This window comes from Stutzerimonas azotifigens, from assembly GCF_013522725.1.
In the GTDB taxonomy this organism is placed as follows: domain Bacteria; phylum Pseudomonadota; class Gammaproteobacteria; order Pseudomonadales; family Pseudomonadaceae; genus Stutzerimonas; species Stutzerimonas azotifigens_A.
Genome location: NZ_JAAMRF010000002.1, coordinates 205,037 through 220,962, shown reverse-complemented (window position 1 = coordinate 220,962; position 15,926 = coordinate 205,037). Strand labels below are relative to the sequence as shown.

20 protein-coding genes are annotated in these 15,926 nt (G+C 63.9%); 8 read left to right on the top strand and 12 right to left on the bottom strand.

Going from position 1 to position 15,926, the window contains the following annotated elements:
- Positions 1-9: 9 nt before the first annotated feature.
- Both G7026_RS03920 and trhA read right to left on the bottom strand, forming a co-directional pair.
- Positions 10-1,068, bottom strand: coding sequence for a M4 family metallopeptidase (locus G7026_RS03920; RefSeq protein WP_181069465.1), 1,059 nt, complete (start codon positions 1,066-1,068; stop codon positions 10-12).
- 260 nt (positions 1,069-1,328) lie between these two features.
- Positions 1,329-1,946 carry a PAQR family membrane homeostasis protein TrhA gene (gene trhA, locus G7026_RS03915; protein ID WP_181069464.1) on the bottom strand — a complete coding sequence of 206 codons (618 nt, stop codon included), beginning with the start codon at positions 1,944-1,946 and terminating at the stop codon, positions 1,329-1,331.
- A 134-nt stretch (positions 1,947-2,080) separates the two neighbouring features.
- Between trhA and G7026_RS03910 the strand changes: the two genes are divergently transcribed.
- Entirely contained in the window at positions 2,081-2,767 is a 687-nt protein-coding gene (locus G7026_RS03910; protein WP_181069463.1) for a spermidine synthase, read from the top strand.
- Here G7026_RS03910 and G7026_RS03905 read toward each other — a convergent pair.
- The 7 genes from G7026_RS03905 to G7026_RS03875 form a co-directional block, all read right to left on the bottom strand.
- Positions 2,764-3,765, bottom strand: a complete 1,002-nt coding sequence (locus tag G7026_RS03905; RefSeq protein WP_181069462.1) for a sensor histidine kinase — start codon at positions 3,763-3,765, stop codon at positions 2,764-2,766. The genes G7026_RS03910 and G7026_RS03905 overlap by 4 nt on opposite strands.
- Entirely contained in the window at positions 3,762-4,193 is a 432-nt protein-coding gene (locus G7026_RS03900; protein WP_181069461.1) for a response regulator, read from the bottom strand. Before G7026_RS03900 ends, G7026_RS03905 begins: the two co-directional genes overlap by 4 nt.
- A gap of 535 nt (positions 4,194-4,728) precedes the next feature.
- The gene (locus G7026_RS03895; RefSeq protein ID WP_181069460.1) at positions 4,729-5,115 is read right to left on the bottom strand and encodes a diacylglycerol kinase; all 387 of its coding nucleotides are present in this window, start codon (positions 5,113-5,115) and stop codon (positions 4,729-4,731) included.
- Positions 5,112-5,825 carry a lipopolysaccharide kinase InaA family protein gene (locus G7026_RS03890; RefSeq protein ID WP_181069459.1) on the bottom strand — a complete coding sequence of 238 codons (714 nt, stop codon included), beginning with the start codon at positions 5,823-5,825 and terminating at the stop codon, positions 5,112-5,114. The genes G7026_RS03895 and G7026_RS03890 overlap by 4 nt, the downstream gene beginning before the upstream one ends.
- A gap of 2 nt (positions 5,826-5,827) precedes the next feature.
- Complete coding sequence (locus tag G7026_RS03885; RefSeq protein WP_181069458.1) at positions 5,828-6,517, bottom strand: class I SAM-dependent methyltransferase; 690 nt, start codon at positions 6,515-6,517, stop codon at positions 5,828-5,830.
- A 79-nt stretch (positions 6,518-6,596) separates the two neighbouring features.
- The gene (locus G7026_RS03880) at positions 6,597-7,865 is read right to left on the bottom strand and encodes a sensor histidine kinase (RefSeq protein ID WP_181069457.1); all 1,269 of its coding nucleotides are present in this window, start codon (positions 7,863-7,865) and stop codon (positions 6,597-6,599) included.
- Positions 7,855-8,538: a response regulator transcription factor gene (locus tag G7026_RS03875; protein WP_181069456.1), complete on the bottom strand. Its 684-nt coding sequence runs from the start codon at positions 8,536-8,538 to the stop codon at positions 7,855-7,857. The genes G7026_RS03880 and G7026_RS03875 overlap by 11 nt, the downstream gene beginning before the upstream one ends.
- A gap of 173 nt (positions 8,539-8,711) precedes the next feature.
- Between G7026_RS03875 and G7026_RS03870 the strand changes: the two genes are divergently transcribed.
- The 5 genes from G7026_RS03870 (at position 8,712) to G7026_RS03850 (ending at position 13,084) form a co-directional block, all read left to right on the top strand.
- Positions 8,712-10,673 carry an LTA synthase family protein gene (locus G7026_RS03870; protein ID WP_181069455.1) on the top strand — a complete coding sequence of 654 codons (1,962 nt, stop codon included), beginning with the start codon at positions 8,712-8,714 and terminating at the stop codon, positions 10,671-10,673.
- Between the two features lie 30 nt (positions 10,674-10,703).
- Positions 10,704-11,441 (top strand): phosphatase PAP2 family protein, encoded by a 738-nt coding sequence (locus tag G7026_RS03865; protein WP_181069822.1) that lies wholly within the window; start codon positions 10,704-10,706, stop codon positions 11,439-11,441.
- A gap of 88 nt (positions 11,442-11,529) precedes the next feature.
- Complete coding sequence (locus tag G7026_RS03860) at positions 11,530-12,102, top strand: Sbal_3080 family lipoprotein (protein ID WP_181069454.1); 573 nt, start codon at positions 11,530-11,532, stop codon at positions 12,100-12,102.
- 152 nt (positions 12,103-12,254) lie between these two features.
- A complete protein-coding gene (locus G7026_RS03855; protein WP_181069453.1) occupies positions 12,255-12,416 on the top strand; it encodes a hypothetical protein in 162 nt (53 codons plus the stop codon).
- 101 nt (positions 12,417-12,517) lie between these two features.
- Positions 12,518-13,084, top strand: a complete 567-nt coding sequence (locus tag G7026_RS03850) for a histidine phosphatase family protein (RefSeq protein ID WP_181069452.1) — start codon at positions 12,518-12,520, stop codon at positions 13,082-13,084.
- Positions 13,085-13,090: 6 nt separating this feature from the next.
- Here G7026_RS03850 and G7026_RS03845 read toward each other — a convergent pair whose 3' ends face one another.
- A complete protein-coding gene (locus G7026_RS03845; protein WP_181069451.1) occupies positions 13,091-13,822 on the bottom strand; it encodes a sulfite exporter TauE/SafE family protein in 732 nt (243 codons plus the stop codon).
- A 209-nt stretch (positions 13,823-14,031) separates the two neighbouring features.
- Here G7026_RS03845 and G7026_RS03840 point away from each other — a divergent pair, with 209 nt between their 5' ends.
- On the top strand, positions 14,032-14,271 hold the full coding sequence (locus G7026_RS03840) for a hypothetical protein (protein ID WP_181069450.1): 240 nt from the start codon (positions 14,032-14,034) through the stop codon (positions 14,269-14,271).
- A gap of 85 nt (positions 14,272-14,356) precedes the next feature.
- Complete coding sequence (locus tag G7026_RS03835; RefSeq protein WP_181069449.1) at positions 14,357-14,602, top strand: hypothetical protein; 246 nt, start codon at positions 14,357-14,359, stop codon at positions 14,600-14,602.
- Between the two features lie 236 nt (positions 14,603-14,838).
- On the opposite strand, the gene G7026_RS03830 is transcribed toward G7026_RS03835, so the two are convergent.
- Both G7026_RS03830 and G7026_RS03825 read right to left on the bottom strand, forming a co-directional pair.
- Positions 14,839-15,546, bottom strand: a complete 708-nt coding sequence (locus G7026_RS03830) for an LrgB family protein (protein WP_181069448.1) — start codon at positions 15,544-15,546, stop codon at positions 14,839-14,841.
- A complete protein-coding gene (locus G7026_RS03825; RefSeq protein ID WP_181069447.1) occupies positions 15,543-15,911 on the bottom strand; it encodes a CidA/LrgA family protein in 369 nt (122 codons plus the stop codon). Before G7026_RS03825 ends, G7026_RS03830 begins: the two co-directional genes overlap by 4 nt.
- Positions 15,912-15,926: the final 15 nt, after the last annotated feature.

The following is a 15,926-nucleotide window of genomic DNA, read 5'->3' as shown; positions in this document are numbered from 1 at the left end:
ACGCCTCCTTCAACTCAGATCTACGCCGACGTCCGCCCAGGCTTTCGCAACCGACTGTGCTTCGCCCGATTGTGCGCCAAAGCGCCGCTCGGCATGGGCCACCGTCAACGCGGCGAAAGCGCTGAAGTCCGCATCGTTGCGAAGCTCACGGTCGCACAGCGTGTCGTACCAGACCTGCCCGGCCTTCTCCCAGGCGTATCCGCCGATGGCGCTGGCCGCGAGATAGAACGCGCGGTTGGGAATGCCGGAGTTGAGGTGCACGCCGCCGTTGTCGTCGCGGGTATCGATGAAGTCGCGCATGTGCCCCGGCTGCGGGTCCTTGCCCAACAGCGGATCGTCATAGGCGCTGCCCGGTTCTGCCATCGAGCGCAACGCACGCCCCTTGATACGCTCGGTGAGCAGATCGGCCCCCACCAGCCAGTCCGCCTCCTGCGCCGCCTGCCGAAGCACGTACTGCTTGGTCAGCACGCCGAAGACATCGGACACCGACTCGTTCAGCGCGCCGGACTGGTTGTAGTACACCAGCCCCGCCTCGGTCTCGGTGACGCCGTGAGCGAGTTCGTGGGCAATTACGTCCAGCGAACGGGTGAAGCGCTGGAACACCTCGCCGTCGCCATCGCCGAAGACCATCTGTTCACCGTTCCAGAACGCATTCTCGTAGCGCTCGCCATAGTGAACCGTGCCGATCAGCGGAAACCCGCGCCCGTCGATCGAATGGCGACCGTACACCTGCCAGAAGAACTCGTAGGTCGCGCCCAACGCGTCGTAGGCCTCGTCCACCGCCGCGTCGCCGGTAGCGCCCTGCCCTTCGATGCGGCTTAGCCTGCCGGGCAGCCGCATCTGCCCCTCGGCGTCGTGGATGCTGCGCCTTGGCTGGCCCGGCTGGGAACGCTCCGGCAGCGCGCTCTGCATCGGCCGATGCAGCGGCGGACCAGGGTTTCGCTGCAGGGCCTGGACATGGCTGAGCGTCCCCAGCGCGCAGGAGCGCTGCCGCTCCGAACCGTGCTCGATGATGTGGCTGAGAATGTACGGCGGGATGAACCCGCGTGGCGTCTGCTTCAATCGCATGGCACGTCCTCCCGTCTGATCGCCACTGTATTCGATGGGGCGCAACCGACCGCAGCGATACCCTTGTGATCGTGTATGGCCCCGGACGTTTCGTTCGCGCGTCCGAAACCGCGAGGTCATTCACGGGGGCGCGATCCCCTGTGGGAGCGGGACTCGCCCGCGAAGAATACGCCACCGATATCCTGCAACCGCCATCGCTTTCGCGGTCAAGACCGCGCCCACGGGCCCACACGGATGCGTTTGGATACTGTCAGGAACCCTCAGAGCACGTAGAACGCGATCGCCACGTAGTGCAGCAGGCTGCCGCCGATGACGAACAGGTGCCAGATGCCGTGCCAGTGGCGAAAGCGCTGGTCGAAGGCGAAGAAGACGATGCCCAGGGTGTAGAGCACGCCGCCGCCCACCAGCCAGGCGAAACCGGCGGCGCCGAGCGCGGCCAGCAGCGGCTTGACTGCGACCAGGACGATCCAGCCCATCACCGCGTAGATGACCACCGAAAGCACCCGCGCTTCCGAACGGGGTTTGATTTCCTGCAGCATGCCCACCAGCGCCAGCCCCCAGACGATCCCGAACAGCCACCAGCCCCAGGGGCCGCGCAGAGTGACCAGGCAGAATGGGGTGTAGCTTCCGGCGATCATCAGGTAGATCGACAGGTGATCGACCTTCTGCATGATGCGTTTCGCCCGGCCGCGCACGCTGTGGTAGACGGTCGACACGGTGTAGAGCGCGACCAGCGTCACGCCGTAAATGGCGACGCTGACGATCTTCCAGGGCGAGCCGTCGAGGGCTGCCAGGATCAGCAGCCAGACAGCGCCGATAAAGGCCAGCGCGGCGCCGACCAGATGCGTCCAGGCATTGAGTTTTTCACCGTGATACATGGATGTCGCCTACCTCCCAGGGAACGAGGAGGTTAGCGTGGCGACAATCCCTTGAGCGTGCAATGGCTCTACAATGAGGCCACCCGAGACGTCACTCTGTGCTCAGCCCTTCCTATCCGACCCGAGTCCCACCGATGAAACGCTTCGTATTGCTCGACACCGCCCCGATTCCCGAGACCGACGGCGCCCTGTGCCTGTTCGAGTACGGCGAGGATTTCGTCATCAAGATCCGTGGTGGCGACGGCAACCAGTTGATGAATACGCGCATGCATGGCTCGGAAGATGCGCTGGCGCGGATTCCCTGCAGCCAGATCGCTTCGCGCCCCGGTGCCCGAGTGCTGATCGGCGGGCTGGGAATGGGCTTCACCCTTGCCGCGGCGCTTGCGGAGCTGGGCGGCGATGCCGAAGTGGTGGTCGCCGAACTGGTGCCCGGGGTGATTGCCTGGAACCACGGCCCGCTGGGTGAAAAAGCCGGCAAGCCGGTGCTGGACCCGCGCACCCGGATCGTCAATGAAGATGTAGCAGCGCTGCTGCAGCGTGAGAAAGGCGGCTTCGACGCAATCATGCTGGATGTCGACAACGGCCCGGAGGGGCTGACGCAGAAGAGCAACAGCTGGCTCTATTCGCTGGCGGGGCTGAACAGCTGTGCGGGGGCGCTGCGACCCGGCGGCATACTGGCGGTGTGGTCGGCCAGCGCCGATCGGGCGTTCACCGAACGGCTCGCCAAGGCCGGCTTCGCGGCCCGCGACGTGCAGGTCTACGCCCACGGCAACAAGGGCACCCGCCACACCATCTGGATTGCCGAAAAGCGCCGCCGCTAGGCGATGGGAAAGATCAAGGTAACCTGGGCACCGTCACGGTTCTCACGTGTCAGCCGGGCGCCGCAGCGGCGCGCCAGCGCAGCCATCAGCGCCTGACCACGATCACCTGCACTCGTCCCTGTCTCTGGTAGCGCATCACCGAAACCGCGACCGGCGTCGCTCAGCGAGACCTCGGCATTGGTCTCATCGAGCCGACGCACCTGCAGGCGCACCTCGTCGGCGTTGCCGTGCTTGATCGCGTTGATGACCAGCTCATTGACGATCAACCCCAGGTTCGAGGCCAGTTGGAACGAGACCGGAACCGACTGGGTCTGTGCGGTCAGCATCGCCGTCCCGCCGCTTTCGGCGCTGATGATCGCGCGCGTCAGATTCGGTAGGTAATCGCCCAGATCAACCGTGCCGCTGCTGTTGCGGTGCAGCTCTTCCTGCACAGCTCCGACGCCATGAACGCGGCTGATGGCGGCCTGCAACAAGGTTTTCGCCTCGTCGCCCAGCGCCTGGTTCTTGGAGAGCTGGAGGAAGGCGATGATCAGCTGCAGGTTGTTCTTGACGCGGTGATTGAGTTCGGCCAGCAGCACGCGCTGGTGATCTTCCAAGTCGCGTTGCTCGGTGATGTCGATACAGCTGCCGAAGTAACCGGCAAAGGTGCCGTTGCGGTAGTACGGCGCGCCGTTGTCGAGCAGCCAACGGTAGACGCCGTCGTGACGCTTGAGGCGATACGGCATGGTGAAGGGTTCGCGTGCATCGAAAGCGGTCTGGTAGATGGACACGCAGCGGTCGAAATCGTCCGGGTGCACGTCCTCGGCCCAGCCGTAGCCGAACAGCTGCGCCTGGCTCTTGCCGGCAAAGTCCTGCCAGGGTCGGTTGAACCAGTCGCAAAGCTTGTCCGGTCTCGAGCGCCAGATCATCACCGGGGCGTTGTCGGCGAGTTCGCGAAACTCGCGCTCGCCCATGTCTGCCGGATTCAGGCCCGCGGGTATGCCTTCAATCTGCGTCATTTCCCTGTCCTGCCCGGTTGCGGCCTGTCGAAGATTTCCAGCGCCACCGGCAACGGCACCGAGGGTTCGCGCCCCTGCAGCAGCGCCTCGACGATAAGGACGCTGCGGTTCAGGTCGTCGGGCCGATAGGGTTTGCGCAACAAGCCGACCGCGGCATCGCCGCTGCCGCGTGCCACCATCAGCTGCCCGCTGACGAACAGCGAGGCGATCCCATGATGATCGCGCAGCTGCCGAGCCAGGCCGATGCCTTCGTCGCAGCCGGCGAGGTTGATATCCACCAAGGCCAGATCGGCCTCCTGGCCAGCTGCAAGCATCAGGGCTTCGGCCACATCGTAGGCGGGACCCGCCACCTCGTGCCCTTCAGCAGTGAGTTGGGAGGCAACGGTAAGGGCCAGGATCGGGTCGTCTTCAACCAGAAGGATTCGCATCGTCGATAGAGGTTCTTGGAACGTGAGAGGACGGCACTACCTCATGGACATTCAGGGCGCACCGCTGTTCGTGCACAGTCTATCGCTCGGCCTGCGGATGCAGCCAGATGTGATTCAGTCCATGCTTCCAATGCCTGGGCAGCTGTTTCGCCGAGAATGCTCCGATTAGACCGGGAATGTAGCTAACGTCTGCGGAAAGCCCGCCCCATAGACTGATCCACGTGGTGCCTCCACTCTCGGTCGCGCTGCTCGTTCAGTAGCTCGAACCGCTCATCCAATTGCACGCGCTGGGCAGAGGACTGGCAGTCCAGATAGCCTTCGTCCCAGCCCCGCGCGTAAAGCGGCTCGCGTTCCGCACGAGAATCATCCCTGGTGAACGCCCTGCCTTCACCACCTGCCTGGCGACCACCGCGACAACCGTCTGAATGCCCATCGGCGAGTGCCGGCTGTTTACTCTCGGCTACGTTGTGGCTGCCAGCGCATCCGCCCAGTAAAAACGCCATGATAAGCGGCATGGACCGTAGTTTCCGGGGTTTCATAGCAGGATCAGCCCCCACACCGCCGCGATGATCACCAACGCGACCATCTGCGCCGCGCTGCCCATGTCCTTGGCTTGTTTCGACAGTGGATGCAGCGTCAGGGAAATACGATCCACCACCGCCTCGATGGCCGAATTGAGCAGTTCTACCAACAAGGCCAGCAGCACCACGGCGATCAACATCGCCCGCTCCAGTCTGCTGACATGCAGCCAGAATGCGATAGGGATCAGGAGCACGGCGAGCCACAGCAACTGGCGAAAGGCTGCCTCACCCACGTAGGCAGCGTGTAGTCCGGCTAGGGAATAGCCCACCGCATCGAGGATGCGTCCAAAACCGGCGCGCCCCTTGCGCCAATGGTTGCCAAGCTCCGGCTCTGGGGTCATGGCCGGCTACCGCGCGCCAGATGGAAGCGATAATGCTCGAGTAGGCACGCCCAGTCCGCGTCAGGCATGCCATCACGATGTCGCTGCAGCTGTTCGATATCACGCCGCGAAGCCGTCGATACCCGGGCGCGACGGCGACTCTTTTCCAGATCCAGCAGCGCGACCTCGACCACACCGTCGCGGTCGAACGACCGCGCGTTGACGAACACGTGCTTGCCGTAAAGGCAACCATGCTGCCAACGGCCTCGGTGCAGCCGGGCCAAGGTCGCGCCGAGCTGGCGCAACATGGCCTGCTGGGCTTCGGGGCCAACGTATTCGGGCATCCCCTCGGCGTACCACTGGTCAAGGTCGATAAAGCCTTCGAGCGCTTCGGTAATCAGCAGCGCGCGCCAGTGGCCGGCCTCCTTGCGCGCCCCGCAATAGACCAGGCGCGGCACCCGCACGCCAAGCGTCTCAAGCGCCTGAAGCGCACGCTGTTCGCGCAGCGCCGTTGGCGCGCCAAATGGCCTGGTCAGTGAGCGGTACAGGTGCTCATGTTGACGCTTGAGATAGAGGACCTCACCGCTTCCCCGCAGTTGGACGCGCTGCACCCCGCTTTCGCCGCCACGACGCTGGTTCGGCGCCTCTACCCAGGCGCCCTGCAGGCTCCACCAACGGTCGAAGACATCTGTGCTCCGCGCCGGCGCGCCTGCTGCAATCAACTGGGCCATGTTCAGGCCTCCTTACGCAGTACGTAAGTGCGCCACATGGCGTAGCCGGGAAGGAAATCCAGGCTTCCCACAACCTTGAAACCAACCGCTTGAAACTCTTGCTCGATACGCCCCGAGGGCACGACGAACCGGTTCTTATTTTGCGACGACCTCCCTTCGGCAGCGCGACGACGCTCGAGTCGGCTGCGTTTCCAGGCCTTGAAGTTGCCATCCACCCAGAGCGAGACGATCAGGCTGTCGCGCGTGACCCGATGGAACTCGCGCAGCATGGCCAGGCGATGCGAGCTGTCGGCCACGTGATGCAGCAGACGCATGCAGAAGATGTTGTCCACGGCGTTGTCCGGCAGATCGATGGCAAACGCGGACGTACGGAACGCCTCGACCCGCTCCACCACCTCGGCGGGCTGCGAATCCAGCGCGATGGCCAACATGTCGTCGGAGTTGTCGGCGGCGAGGATCACCCGGTTCGGCTGCTCGGCCAACAGCGGCCAGAACCGGCCGGCACCGCAGGGAAGATCGAGCACCAGGTCGGGCTCACCGGCGAGCTTCAACGCACGGCGCGCCACCTGCTCATCACGCCAATGCGAGAGACGCCGAGCGAGCCCGTCCTGGTGCTTGTCGTAATATGCCAGCGCGTGCTTGCGGTCGTACTTGCGGGAAAAATCCAGTTCGATGGGTTGGGACGATGACATGACAGCGCTCCGTTGGAGGGATGCCGTCAAGTTATCGAGCGCAGCATCAAGCCGCCGTCAAGGGAATGTGAAAAAAACGTCAAACGGCACCCAGGCGTACCCGGAAGCAGCTGCCACCGTTTGCGCCTGGCTCCACGCCAACGGTCCAGCCTTGGTACGCGCAGATCCGCTTGACCAGCGAGAGCCCAAGTCCAAGCCCCTCCCCGCGTGCCTGTTCACCGCGCACGAAGGGCTGGAACATGCGGTCCTGCTCCCCCGTCGGAATACCCATACCGGTGTCTTCTACCCGGAAACCGCCTGCCTCGAGCACCAGTCTCACGCATCCCGAATTGGTGTAATGCAGGGCGTTGCGCAACAGGTTAGAAAGCACCGTACGCAGGAAGGTGAGGTTGTGGCGCACCTCGTCAAGTCCCTCTTGCACCAGCTCGAACTTCAGCCCCTTGGCTTCGATTAGTGGCGCCCAGCGCCTGGCCTGTTCGTCGGCAACGCTAGCCAGCGTCGCACTGCCGACCTGGGTTGAGCCTTCGTCCCGAGCCCGGGCGAGGATCAAGAAAGTCTGCACAAGATCGCGCATCTCCTCGGCGGCTCGACCGATACGGTCGACCTGCTCGCGCTCGCGCGCACTCAGCGGGCCGGCTTCCAGCAATTCGCAGGAGCTGGCGATCACCATCAGAGGCGTGCGCAACTCATGACTGACGTCGCTCGTGAACAGGCGCTCGCGCTCCAGGGAGCGACGCAAATCCCCGAGCGTGGAATCGAACGCCGCGGCCAGGTGACCGACCTCGTCATCGGCGTATTCCGGCGAAAGAGGCGGCGCCAGAGGAAGGAGCTGGTCCCGGTGACGTACTTGAGAGGCCAGCCGCGTAACCGGCGCCATCACCTTGCGCGCCACCAGCCAACCAAGCCCTGCGGCAACGGCAACGCTGAGCAGAAAGCCCGCCAGCACTACGTCGAACAAAATCTGCTCGCGAGATTCAAACTCATGCTGCTCCTGGACCAGCGTGTAGCGATTGCCAGCCAGATCGCGCGTGTACACATAGAACGCCTGATCTCCATCGACCACTTCGGAGAAACCTTCCGGTACCGTGGCGAACCGATCCGGTATGGTGTATTGCGGTAGGCTCGAGGCAAAAAAGCGGGTGCGCGAGTCCACCCGAGGCGCTCGCCCGTGGCGCAGGTCCTGGTGGATGACAATATCCAGCTCCCGGTCCAGTTCTTCGGAAACCAGGTGCTCTTCGATGAAGTGCACGATGCCGACGATGCTCAGCGCAAAAGCGCCGCTGACTATCAATGTCATCAGCGTAAAGGCGATAACGATGCGCCGCGACAGCGGCTGCTTAGCCAGCATCGGACAGTTCCGCCAGACGGAAGCCTACGCCATGGATGGTGTGTAGCAACGGCTTATCGAACGGCTTGTCCAGCACTTGACGCAGCTGGTGGACGTGGCTGCGCAAGCTGTCGCTGTCGGGGCTGTCGTCTCCCCACAAAGCCTCTTCAAGGGCCTCGCGACGAACTACTGCGGGGCTCCTCTGCATCAGCAGCGCCAGGAGTTTGAGACCGATCGGATTGAGTCGAAGCGGCTGACCGGCACGGGTAATTTGCAGGGTATCGAGGTCATAGCGCAGGTCGCCTACCTGCAGCTGGCGTTTGCGGTTGCCCTGGCTGCGACGCAACACCGCTTCAATGCGGGCTACCAGTTCGGAGAGCGCGAAGGGTTTGACCAGATAGTCGTCGGCGCCTGCATTCAGCCCCAGCAGCCGGTCGTCAAGGGTATCGCGGGCAGTCAGCATGATTATCGGCGTGTCACGTCGGGCGTCTTCTCGCAGCCTGCGGCACAGCTGATAGCCGTCGATTCCGGGCAGCATGATGTCCAGCACGATCAAGTCGTAGTGTTCGGTTGCCGCCAGGTGCAGGCCGCTCAATCCATCCTGAGCGCAGTCGACGCCATAGCCTTTGAGCTGCAGGTAGTCGAGCACGTTAGCAAGGATGTCGCGGTTGTCTTCGATAACCAGTATGCGCATGCGCACTCCTCACCAGAGTCTCGTAGCGAAGGGACGGCATGGCCCCGACCGGACTGCTCAGCATGAAGAAAAATGTTCGCCTCGTCGATTGACGTATTTTTCACATTGCCTTGACGAGCCACTGACAAGGCCCTCGGCAGACTCGCGGCCATCCATTTCAAGGAGGACTGACGATGCCCCGCCTTCGAGTTGCTCAAACCCGCTTTCTGCTCCTACTCCTGTCGACTTGGCTCGGCGTTTTTACCCTGACCCGCAGCGTGCTTCTGCTCACACACCTGAGCGATGCCGCCATCGGGCCCGGTGACCTGCCGCGCCTGTTCGGCATCGGGTTGGTCTATGACCTGGGTTTTCTCTGCTACGCCGCGCTACCGCTGGCACTCTACCTGTTGCTGTGCCCCGCCTGGCTATGGCGCCGCCGGAATCATCGCCGCCTTATGCATGCGCTGGTCGCGGTGAGCCTGTTCGCGATGATCTTTACGGCGGTAGCCGAGTGGCTGTTCTGGGATGAGTTCGGCGTACGCTTCAACTTCATCGCGGTCGACTACCTCGTCTATTCCGACGAGGTACTCAACAACATCCTCGAGTCCTATCCGATCTATCCGCTATTGGCCGCGCTAGCCACCATTGCCGCAGCCGGTGCAGTGCTGTTGCATCCATTTACCGAGGCGGCATTAGCCACACCGCTGGCTAGCTGGCGGAGCCGAGGAGCCTTGGCCGCCGCGTCCATCGCCCTATTCGGGCTGTGCCTGGGCATGCTTGGACAGGACGCACCGCGTGGTCTGGGCGGCAACGCCTACCAGCGAGAGCTGGCTGCAAACGGGCCGTATCAGTTCTTCGCCGCCTTCCGCAACAACGAACTGGATTACCCACAGTTCTACGCCACCCTGCCCGAAGCGGAAGTCGGTGCGATGCTGCGCCAGGAACTGGCCGAGCCCAACGCCCGATTCATGGACCACGACGCGCTGGATATCCGCCGGCATATCGACAACCCAGGACAGACTCGCCAGCTCAACGTAGTGCTGGTGACCGTCGAAAGCCTCAGTGCCAAGTACCTGGGCAGTTTCGGCGACAACCGAGGCCTAACGCCAAACCTTGACGAGCTGCGCCGCCAGAGCCTGTTCTTCAGCAACGTCTATGCCACCGGTACCCGCACCGACCGAGGCCTGGAGGCCATCACTCTGTCGGTGCCGCCTACACCGGGCCGCTCGATCGTCAAGCGTATCGGACGGGAAACCGGCTACGCCAGCCTCGGCCAACAGATGTCGAGCCGCGGCTACGACAGCGTCTTCGTCTATGGCGGACGTGGTTACTTCGACAACATGAACGCTTTCTTCAGCGGTAACGGCTACCGCATCGTCGACCAGAGCAGCGTGGCCGAGCGCGACATCCGGTTCACCAATGCCTGGGGCATGTCCGACGAAGACCTGTTCAATCAGACGCTCGCGCTCGCCGATGCCGATCACGCCGCCGGAAAACCGATCCTGCTGCAACTGATGACCACTTCCAACCACCGTCCATATACCTACCCGGACGGTCGCATCGACATACCTTCAGGTCGGGGTCGCGAGGGCGCGGTCAAATACACCGACTGGGCGATCGGTGACTTTCTCTCCAAGGCTCGCAATAAGCCATGGTTCGACGACACTCTGTTCATCTTCGTCGCCGACCACTGTGCAGGCAGCGCCGGCAAGGAGGATCTGCCGGTTGCCAACTATCACATCCCGCTTTTCGTCTATTCGCCCAAGCACGTCGCGCCTCGGGAAATCGACACCCTCGCCAGCCAGATCGACATTGCCCCCACCCTGCTCGGGCTGCTGAACCTGGACTACACCTCGACCTTCTTCGGCCGCAACCTGCTACTCGACAACCCGGCACCGGGCCGCGCGCTGATTGGTACCTACCAGCACCTTGGTTTCTACGACGGTAAGGATTTGGCCATTCTCAGCCCCCGCCAGGCGATTCGCCTCCACGACGATGCCTTGGGTCATAGCCAGGAACACGCGGCAGATCGCAGCGACCCGCTGGTGCGCCGCGACATAGGGCTTTTCCAAGGCGCGAGTTACGCATTCGGCCATGGTCTACTGGCCTGGCATGCGCCAACCGCCGCCGAAGACGATACCGCGGTCGGACAATGATAAGGAGCGTCCGTGAACAGCCCATCACCCATTCCGTCCCGACCCTTCGACTTCCGCCTTTGGTTTGGCCTGCCGTTGATTTTCGGCGTGCTGATGCTGGTAATCGACCCCATCGGAGTGGACTTCGCCCTGGCTCATATGCTTTACGATCCGCAGCGGAGCTTCATTGGCCGCGACAGCAGCTTCCTGGAAGACGTGCTGCATGACCGCGCCAAGCAATTGGTCATCGTGATCGGCGTACTGGCCATCGCGGGCTTCGTTGCCAGTCTGTTGCCGACACCATTACGCCGTTGGCGTCGGCCGCTGGGCTACTTGGTGTTGGCGTTGGGGCTGTCGACCAGCATCGTCACGCCGCTCAAAGCGCTGACCGGCGTACAGTGCCCATGGAGCCTGAACGAGTTCGGCGGAGATCAGGCTTACGCACCGCTGTTCGGAGTTCATCCTGCGACAGACAAACCCGGCCGCTGCTGGCCTGGCGGTCATGCTTCGGCCGGCTTCTCGCTATTGGCACTATTCTTCGTCCTGCGCGACCGGAAACCTCGCCTGGCCAAGGCAGCCCTCGTCGGAGCACTGGCACTCGGCACGGTTTTTTCGTTAAGTCGAATGGCTCAGGGCGCACATTTTCTTTCGCACAATCTTTGGACACTGCTGTTCGACTGGCTGATCTGTCTGGCCTGCTATCGACTCGTGCTGTATCGCAAGGGACCTGCGAGGATGGCACCAGATGGAACATGGCCGCATGCAAAACGCCTCTGGGGCAACCTGTAGCCATGCGCTATGGTTGCGCGCCACCGTTCGGCCTCGGGCGAACGATGGCCTAGCAGCTACTCATGAGTTAATTACAAGGACCGTTCCGATGTACAAAACGACAGCACTCCTGACCGCCGCCGTGATCCTCAGCGGCTGCAGCATCAAGCAAACCGTGACGCCGGCCGAACTGGCCGCCGATCTGCCTGCCGAGATCTGTGCGATTCCCGCCGAGGGGCTGCGCGAGGGCTTCAACACCACCTACAAGTCGTTGCTGCAGAGCAAGGGCTTCACCGTACGGGAGTTGAAGCCCAACACCAGTCCCCGGACCTGCGAGCTGTCCACCACCTACATCGGAAAGTGGGGCTGGGACCTCGCCCTGTACATGAAGTACGCCGATATCCGGGTCTTCAACAAGGGTCGCCAGGTAGGCCAGGCGCTGTATGACTCGCGCTCCGGAGGCGGCCGGCTGGACAAGTTCATCGATGCCGAAACCAAGATCGCCGAACTCACCGACCAGCTCTTTCCGAACGGAGCGGCCGGGCTCGGACGAAACGCCATGCCGGTTCTGCGCGAAGACGGTTCGCCGACCAAAGCGCAGCAACTGTATGACCTGCGCCAGCAGAACCTGAGTTACGAGCAGTTCCAAAGTCGCTACCAGGAAATCATGACCCAGCCGTAGTTCAACCAGGGCCGCAGCTCTGGCGGCCCTAACCCCGTCCCAGCAGCAAAACCGGACTTCGCCACTCGTCGCGCACACTGGCGCTGACACGCTTTGGTCATGTCCCAGCGCTTAGCCTGTTCCTGCCGAACCGCGGCGAACAGGAGGCTGTGATGAGCAGATTGCAACGGTTGATCGCCCAGTGTGCCCGCAATGCGCCGGAACCCAGGGGGCTGGATGCCTGGCGCCAGGCTCGCCCGTCCGAGCTCGATGCTGGCGAAGCGTTACCCAGACGACGCAGCGCCGAGCGCCAGCCACTCGCCCAGGGGCGCTGATACGTCTAGCACGCGGATGACGCACCTCCACGGTTCGATGAGGTCCTATCGATTGCCTGGCCGCCGCACTGGTGCGGCCGTTTCGCAATCGGAGTGCGTTCATGCAGATCATTTTGGTGCGCCACGGCGAGCCCGACCATGCTGGCGCGAGCTGGTGCACACCGCGTGAGATGAAGACCTGGATCGAAGGCTACAACCAGGCAGACATCATCGAAAAACCGCTGCCGGCAGCGTTGCAGCAGCTCGCCGACAACGCCGGGACCGTCGTCAGCAGTTCTTTGTCGAGATGCCGGCAATCGACGCATCATCTTGTGGGCGAGCCGCAGTGCGTCAACGACAGGGTCTTCGCCGAGGCCCACCTACCCTACCCCGACCTCGACTACCCGCGCCTGCCGGTCAGAGTCTGGCGAACCCTGTTCCGCGCCGCCTGGTTTCTGGGCTTCTCAAGTCACACGGAATCGATCGGCCAATCCAGCGAACGCGCCAGGCAGGCGGCCAACCGACTGATCGAACTGGCCCAGGAGTACGGAAGCGTGCTGCTGATGGGGCACGGCATCATGAACATCCTGATCGCCTGGCACCTGCGCGCGCAGGGCTGGGAAGGCCCGCAGCTGCTCTTCCTGCGCGACTACTGGCATCCGAGCACCTACCACAAGCCGCACGACTGACCCTGATCAGAGAAACGCCCGCACCAGCGACTGGATGCCGAGCAGCAACAGGCCGATGAAGAACGCCTTGCGAAATACCGCCTCACTCAACCGCTGGCGGACCCACTGCCCCAGCGCGAGGCCAAGCAATGCGGGGAGCACCAGCATCGCCGAGGCGCCAAAGTCGATCGCCTGGGTGCCGCCGTGCAGCAGCAGTCCGAGGCCCAGCGCCAGGGTCGAGACGGTGAACGACAGGCCGAGCGCCTGGATCAGGCTCTCCTTGTCCAGCCCAAGGGTCTGCAGGTACGGCACCGCCGGGATGACGAACACTCCGGTCAGGCCTGTGACCAGTCCGGTGACGAAGCCGACGGCTATCGAGACGCCCCGCTCGCCGCGTGACGGCAACCTGAGGCGGACCGCCTTCAGCCCGATGATGGCGTAGAGGATCAAGGTCGCGCCCAGGGCCGCCGACACCCAGGGGCTGCCCGAACCGACCATCCAGCGCGTGGTAATCAGCGTACCGATGGTTACCGCGACCATCATCGGCCATAGCCGTACCAGCAGGGGGCGCAGCGCAGGCCCCGCCCACAGCTGCCAGAGGTTGGTCGCCATCGATGGCGCCAGCAGCAAGGCCGACGCCTGCGCCGGGCTCATCACCAGCACCAGCATGCCGATGGCCACCGTGGGCAGGCCCATACCCACCACACCCTTGACCACCCCGGCCAGCACGAACACCGCGATACAGAACGCCAGCTCCATCGACCCGCTCCATGATTTTCCCGGTGTGCAACTGTGCCTGAATCGGCGCACGACCGGTACCGCGGCGCTTCCCATCAGCGCGCTCGATATCCACCATCTCGCGCATTCGGTTCTCTGGCGCGGCGCGCCGGCCGATCATCTGGGCTCGTCACAACCGGAGCGACGCAACCGGCCAGGAACGCGTCCGCCGTAGCCCAGGAACATCAGCGATGCCTCTTTCACCCCATTTCTTCGCCGTCGCCGCGCTCGCGGTGATGACCAACGGCATGAGCCTGCTCGGGCAGGGCCAGCATTCGGCCGGCGCCCTGGTGCGAGCCCTCGAGAGCCGACACGAGATAGCCCAGGCGATCCAGCTGGAGGCCTCGCTGAAGCGCTGGGGCCAGCCGCCTTGCCGCGAAGGCGAAACGCTGTGCGACGCCGTCGAGAAGTTCATGGGCGGCGCCGCCTGAACCGGTGCGGTGTTTTACGCAACATCCACTGAGCAGGAATCACAGCGCTTCCTATACTCGATGGACCACTCACGGGAGATCCGCCATGCACCGCGCAATCGCCTTTATCGCCGCCACCCTCCTCAGTGCTCCGTTGTGGGCGATGCACTGCCCGGCCGACATGGCCGAGATCGACCAGCAGCTCAAGGACAATCCGCCCAGCGACCCGGCAATCCTCGAGCAGGTGCAGCAGCTGCGCGCCCAAGGTGAGGAACTTCACAAGGCCGGTGACCACACTCAGTCGCTGCAAGTGCTGGGCGAGGCGCGCGAGTTGCTCAAGGCCTCGCGCTGAGCCAGCTAACCTGGATGCCCGTCGACCGGGGGTTGCAGAGCCAGGGTCCGTAGGACGCCACGAACAGCAAACCCGACAGCCATAGCGCGAGGACGCTGAACAGCGACCACCCCGCGCGCGAGCGCGGCCAGCTGCAACAGCGCGCGCCCACATCCACCGCGCGCGGTGCTGCAACGGCGGCGTGGACTCAGCCCACCTGATCCGGCTGGCCAAGCGTCTGGGCATTCGCTGAGGGCTCAGAGCATCGGCGGCAGGGTCAGGGCGATCATCACGCCCAGCAGGCTCATGCCGAGGGCGGCGAAGGCGCCGCATTCGTCCCCCTCCTCCAGCGCCCGCGCGGTGCCGATGGCGTGGGCGTTGATGCCATAACTCAAGCCGCGCGCGGCGGGGTTGTCGACGCCGGCCCAGCGCAGCAGCAGCGGCCCGAACGCCGTTCCGATCACCCCGGTCAGCATCACGAACACCGCCGCCAGCGCCGCGATGCCGCCCAGCTGTTCGGCCACCAGCATGGCGATCGGCATGGTTGCCGACTTCGGCGCCAGGCTCATCAGCACGGTCAGTTCGGCGCCCAGCAGCCAGGCGACGCCGAGGGTGATCGCCACCCCCAGCACGCCGCCCGCGACGAGGGTCAGCAGGATCGGCCAGAACAACTGGCGGATGCGCTTGAGGTGGCGATACAGGGGCACGGCCAGCGCCACCGTGGCCGGCCCGAGCAGCAGTGCAATCGGCGACGCGCCTTCGCGATAGCGGGTGTAGTCCAGACCGCTGAGGTGCAGCGCGGCGACCACCAGCAGCATGGCTACCAGTACCGGCTGCAGCACCAGCCAGCCGCTGCGCCGGTACACCAGCAGTGCCAGCTGGAAGGCGACCAGCGTCAGGCCAACCGGAAACATGGGGTGCTCGCGCACCAGGACCCAAACGGCGTACCAATCCAGCCCGCTCATGCGTCCTTCTCCGCTCCGGCTGCATCCATGCGCTGCGCCAGACGCTGCATCAGCCATCCGCAGAACGGCACGGTGACCAGCAGCGAGACCACCAGTCCCGCCGCGATCGCCGGCAGATCGCCGAGCAACGCATCGCCGCTGACCATGATCCCGGTCGCCGGCACCACCAGCAGCAACGGCAGGTACTGCAGCAGGACGCCCGCGGTCTGCTCCAGCGGCTGCGGAATACCACGGCGCAGCAGCAACCAGCCGAACAGCAGCGCCATGCCGATGATCGGCCCGGGCAACGCCGGCAGCAGCAACAGGTTCAGCACGCTGCCCAGCAGCTGCAGCAGGACCAGCCAGGTCAGGCCTTTCAAAATCATCAGGGGTCTCCAAGA

Coding starts and splice junctions, on each gene's coding strand:
- G7026_RS03910 (WP_181069463.1), top strand. CDS start 2,081: ATGAAACGCTTCGTATTGCTCGACACCGCCCCGATTCCCGAGACCGAC.
- G7026_RS03835 (WP_181069449.1), top strand. CDS start 14,357: ATGCACCGCGCAATCGCCTTTATCGCCGCCACCCTCCTCAGTGCTCCG.
- G7026_RS03885 (WP_181069458.1), bottom strand. CDS start 6,517: ATGTCATCGTCCCAACCCATCGAACTGGATTTTTCCCGCAAGTACGAC.
- G7026_RS03845 (WP_181069451.1), bottom strand. CDS start 13,822: ATGGAGCTGGCGTTCTGTATCGCGGTGTTCGTGCTGGCCGGGGTGGTC.
- G7026_RS03905 (WP_181069462.1), bottom strand. CDS start 3,765: ATGACGCAGATTGAAGGCATACCCGCGGGCCTGAATCCGGCAGACATG.
- G7026_RS03825 (WP_181069447.1), bottom strand. CDS start 15,911: ATGATTTTGAAAGGCCTGACCTGGCTGGTCCTGCTGCAGCTGCTGGGC.
- G7026_RS03855 (WP_181069453.1), top strand. CDS start 12,255: ATGAGCAGATTGCAACGGTTGATCGCCCAGTGTGCCCGCAATGCGCCG.
- G7026_RS03920 (WP_181069465.1), bottom strand. CDS start 1,068: ATGCGATTGAAGCAGACGCCACGCGGGTTCATCCCGCCGTACATTCTC.
- G7026_RS03850 (WP_181069452.1), top strand. CDS start 12,518: ATGCAGATCATTTTGGTGCGCCACGGCGAGCCCGACCATGCTGGCGCG.
- G7026_RS03830 (WP_181069448.1), bottom strand. CDS start 15,546: ATGAGCGGGCTGGATTGGTACGCCGTTTGGGTCCTGGTGCGCGAGCAC.
- G7026_RS03875 (WP_181069456.1), bottom strand. CDS start 8,538: ATGCGCATACTGGTTATCGAAGACAACCGCGACATCCTTGCTAACGTG.
- trhA (WP_181069464.1), bottom strand. CDS start 1,946: ATGTATCACGGTGAAAAACTCAATGCCTGGACGCATCTGGTCGGCGCC.
- G7026_RS03890 (WP_181069459.1), bottom strand. CDS start 5,825: ATGGCCCAGTTGATTGCAGCAGGCGCGCCGGCGCGGAGCACAGATGTC.
- G7026_RS03895 (WP_181069460.1), bottom strand. CDS start 5,115: ATGACCCCAGAGCCGGAGCTTGGCAACCATTGGCGCAAGGGGCGCGCC.
- G7026_RS03880 (WP_181069457.1), bottom strand. CDS start 7,865: ATGCTGGCTAAGCAGCCGCTGTCGCGGCGCATCGTTATCGCCTTTACG.
- G7026_RS03840 (WP_181069450.1), top strand. CDS start 14,032: ATGCCTCTTTCACCCCATTTCTTCGCCGTCGCCGCGCTCGCGGTGATG.
- G7026_RS03870 (WP_181069455.1), top strand. CDS start 8,712: ATGCCCCGCCTTCGAGTTGCTCAAACCCGCTTTCTGCTCCTACTCCTG.
- G7026_RS03860 (WP_181069454.1), top strand. CDS start 11,530: ATGTACAAAACGACAGCACTCCTGACCGCCGCCGTGATCCTCAGCGGC.
- G7026_RS03900 (WP_181069461.1), bottom strand. CDS start 4,193: ATGCGAATCCTTCTGGTTGAAGACGACCCGATCCTGGCCCTTACCGTT.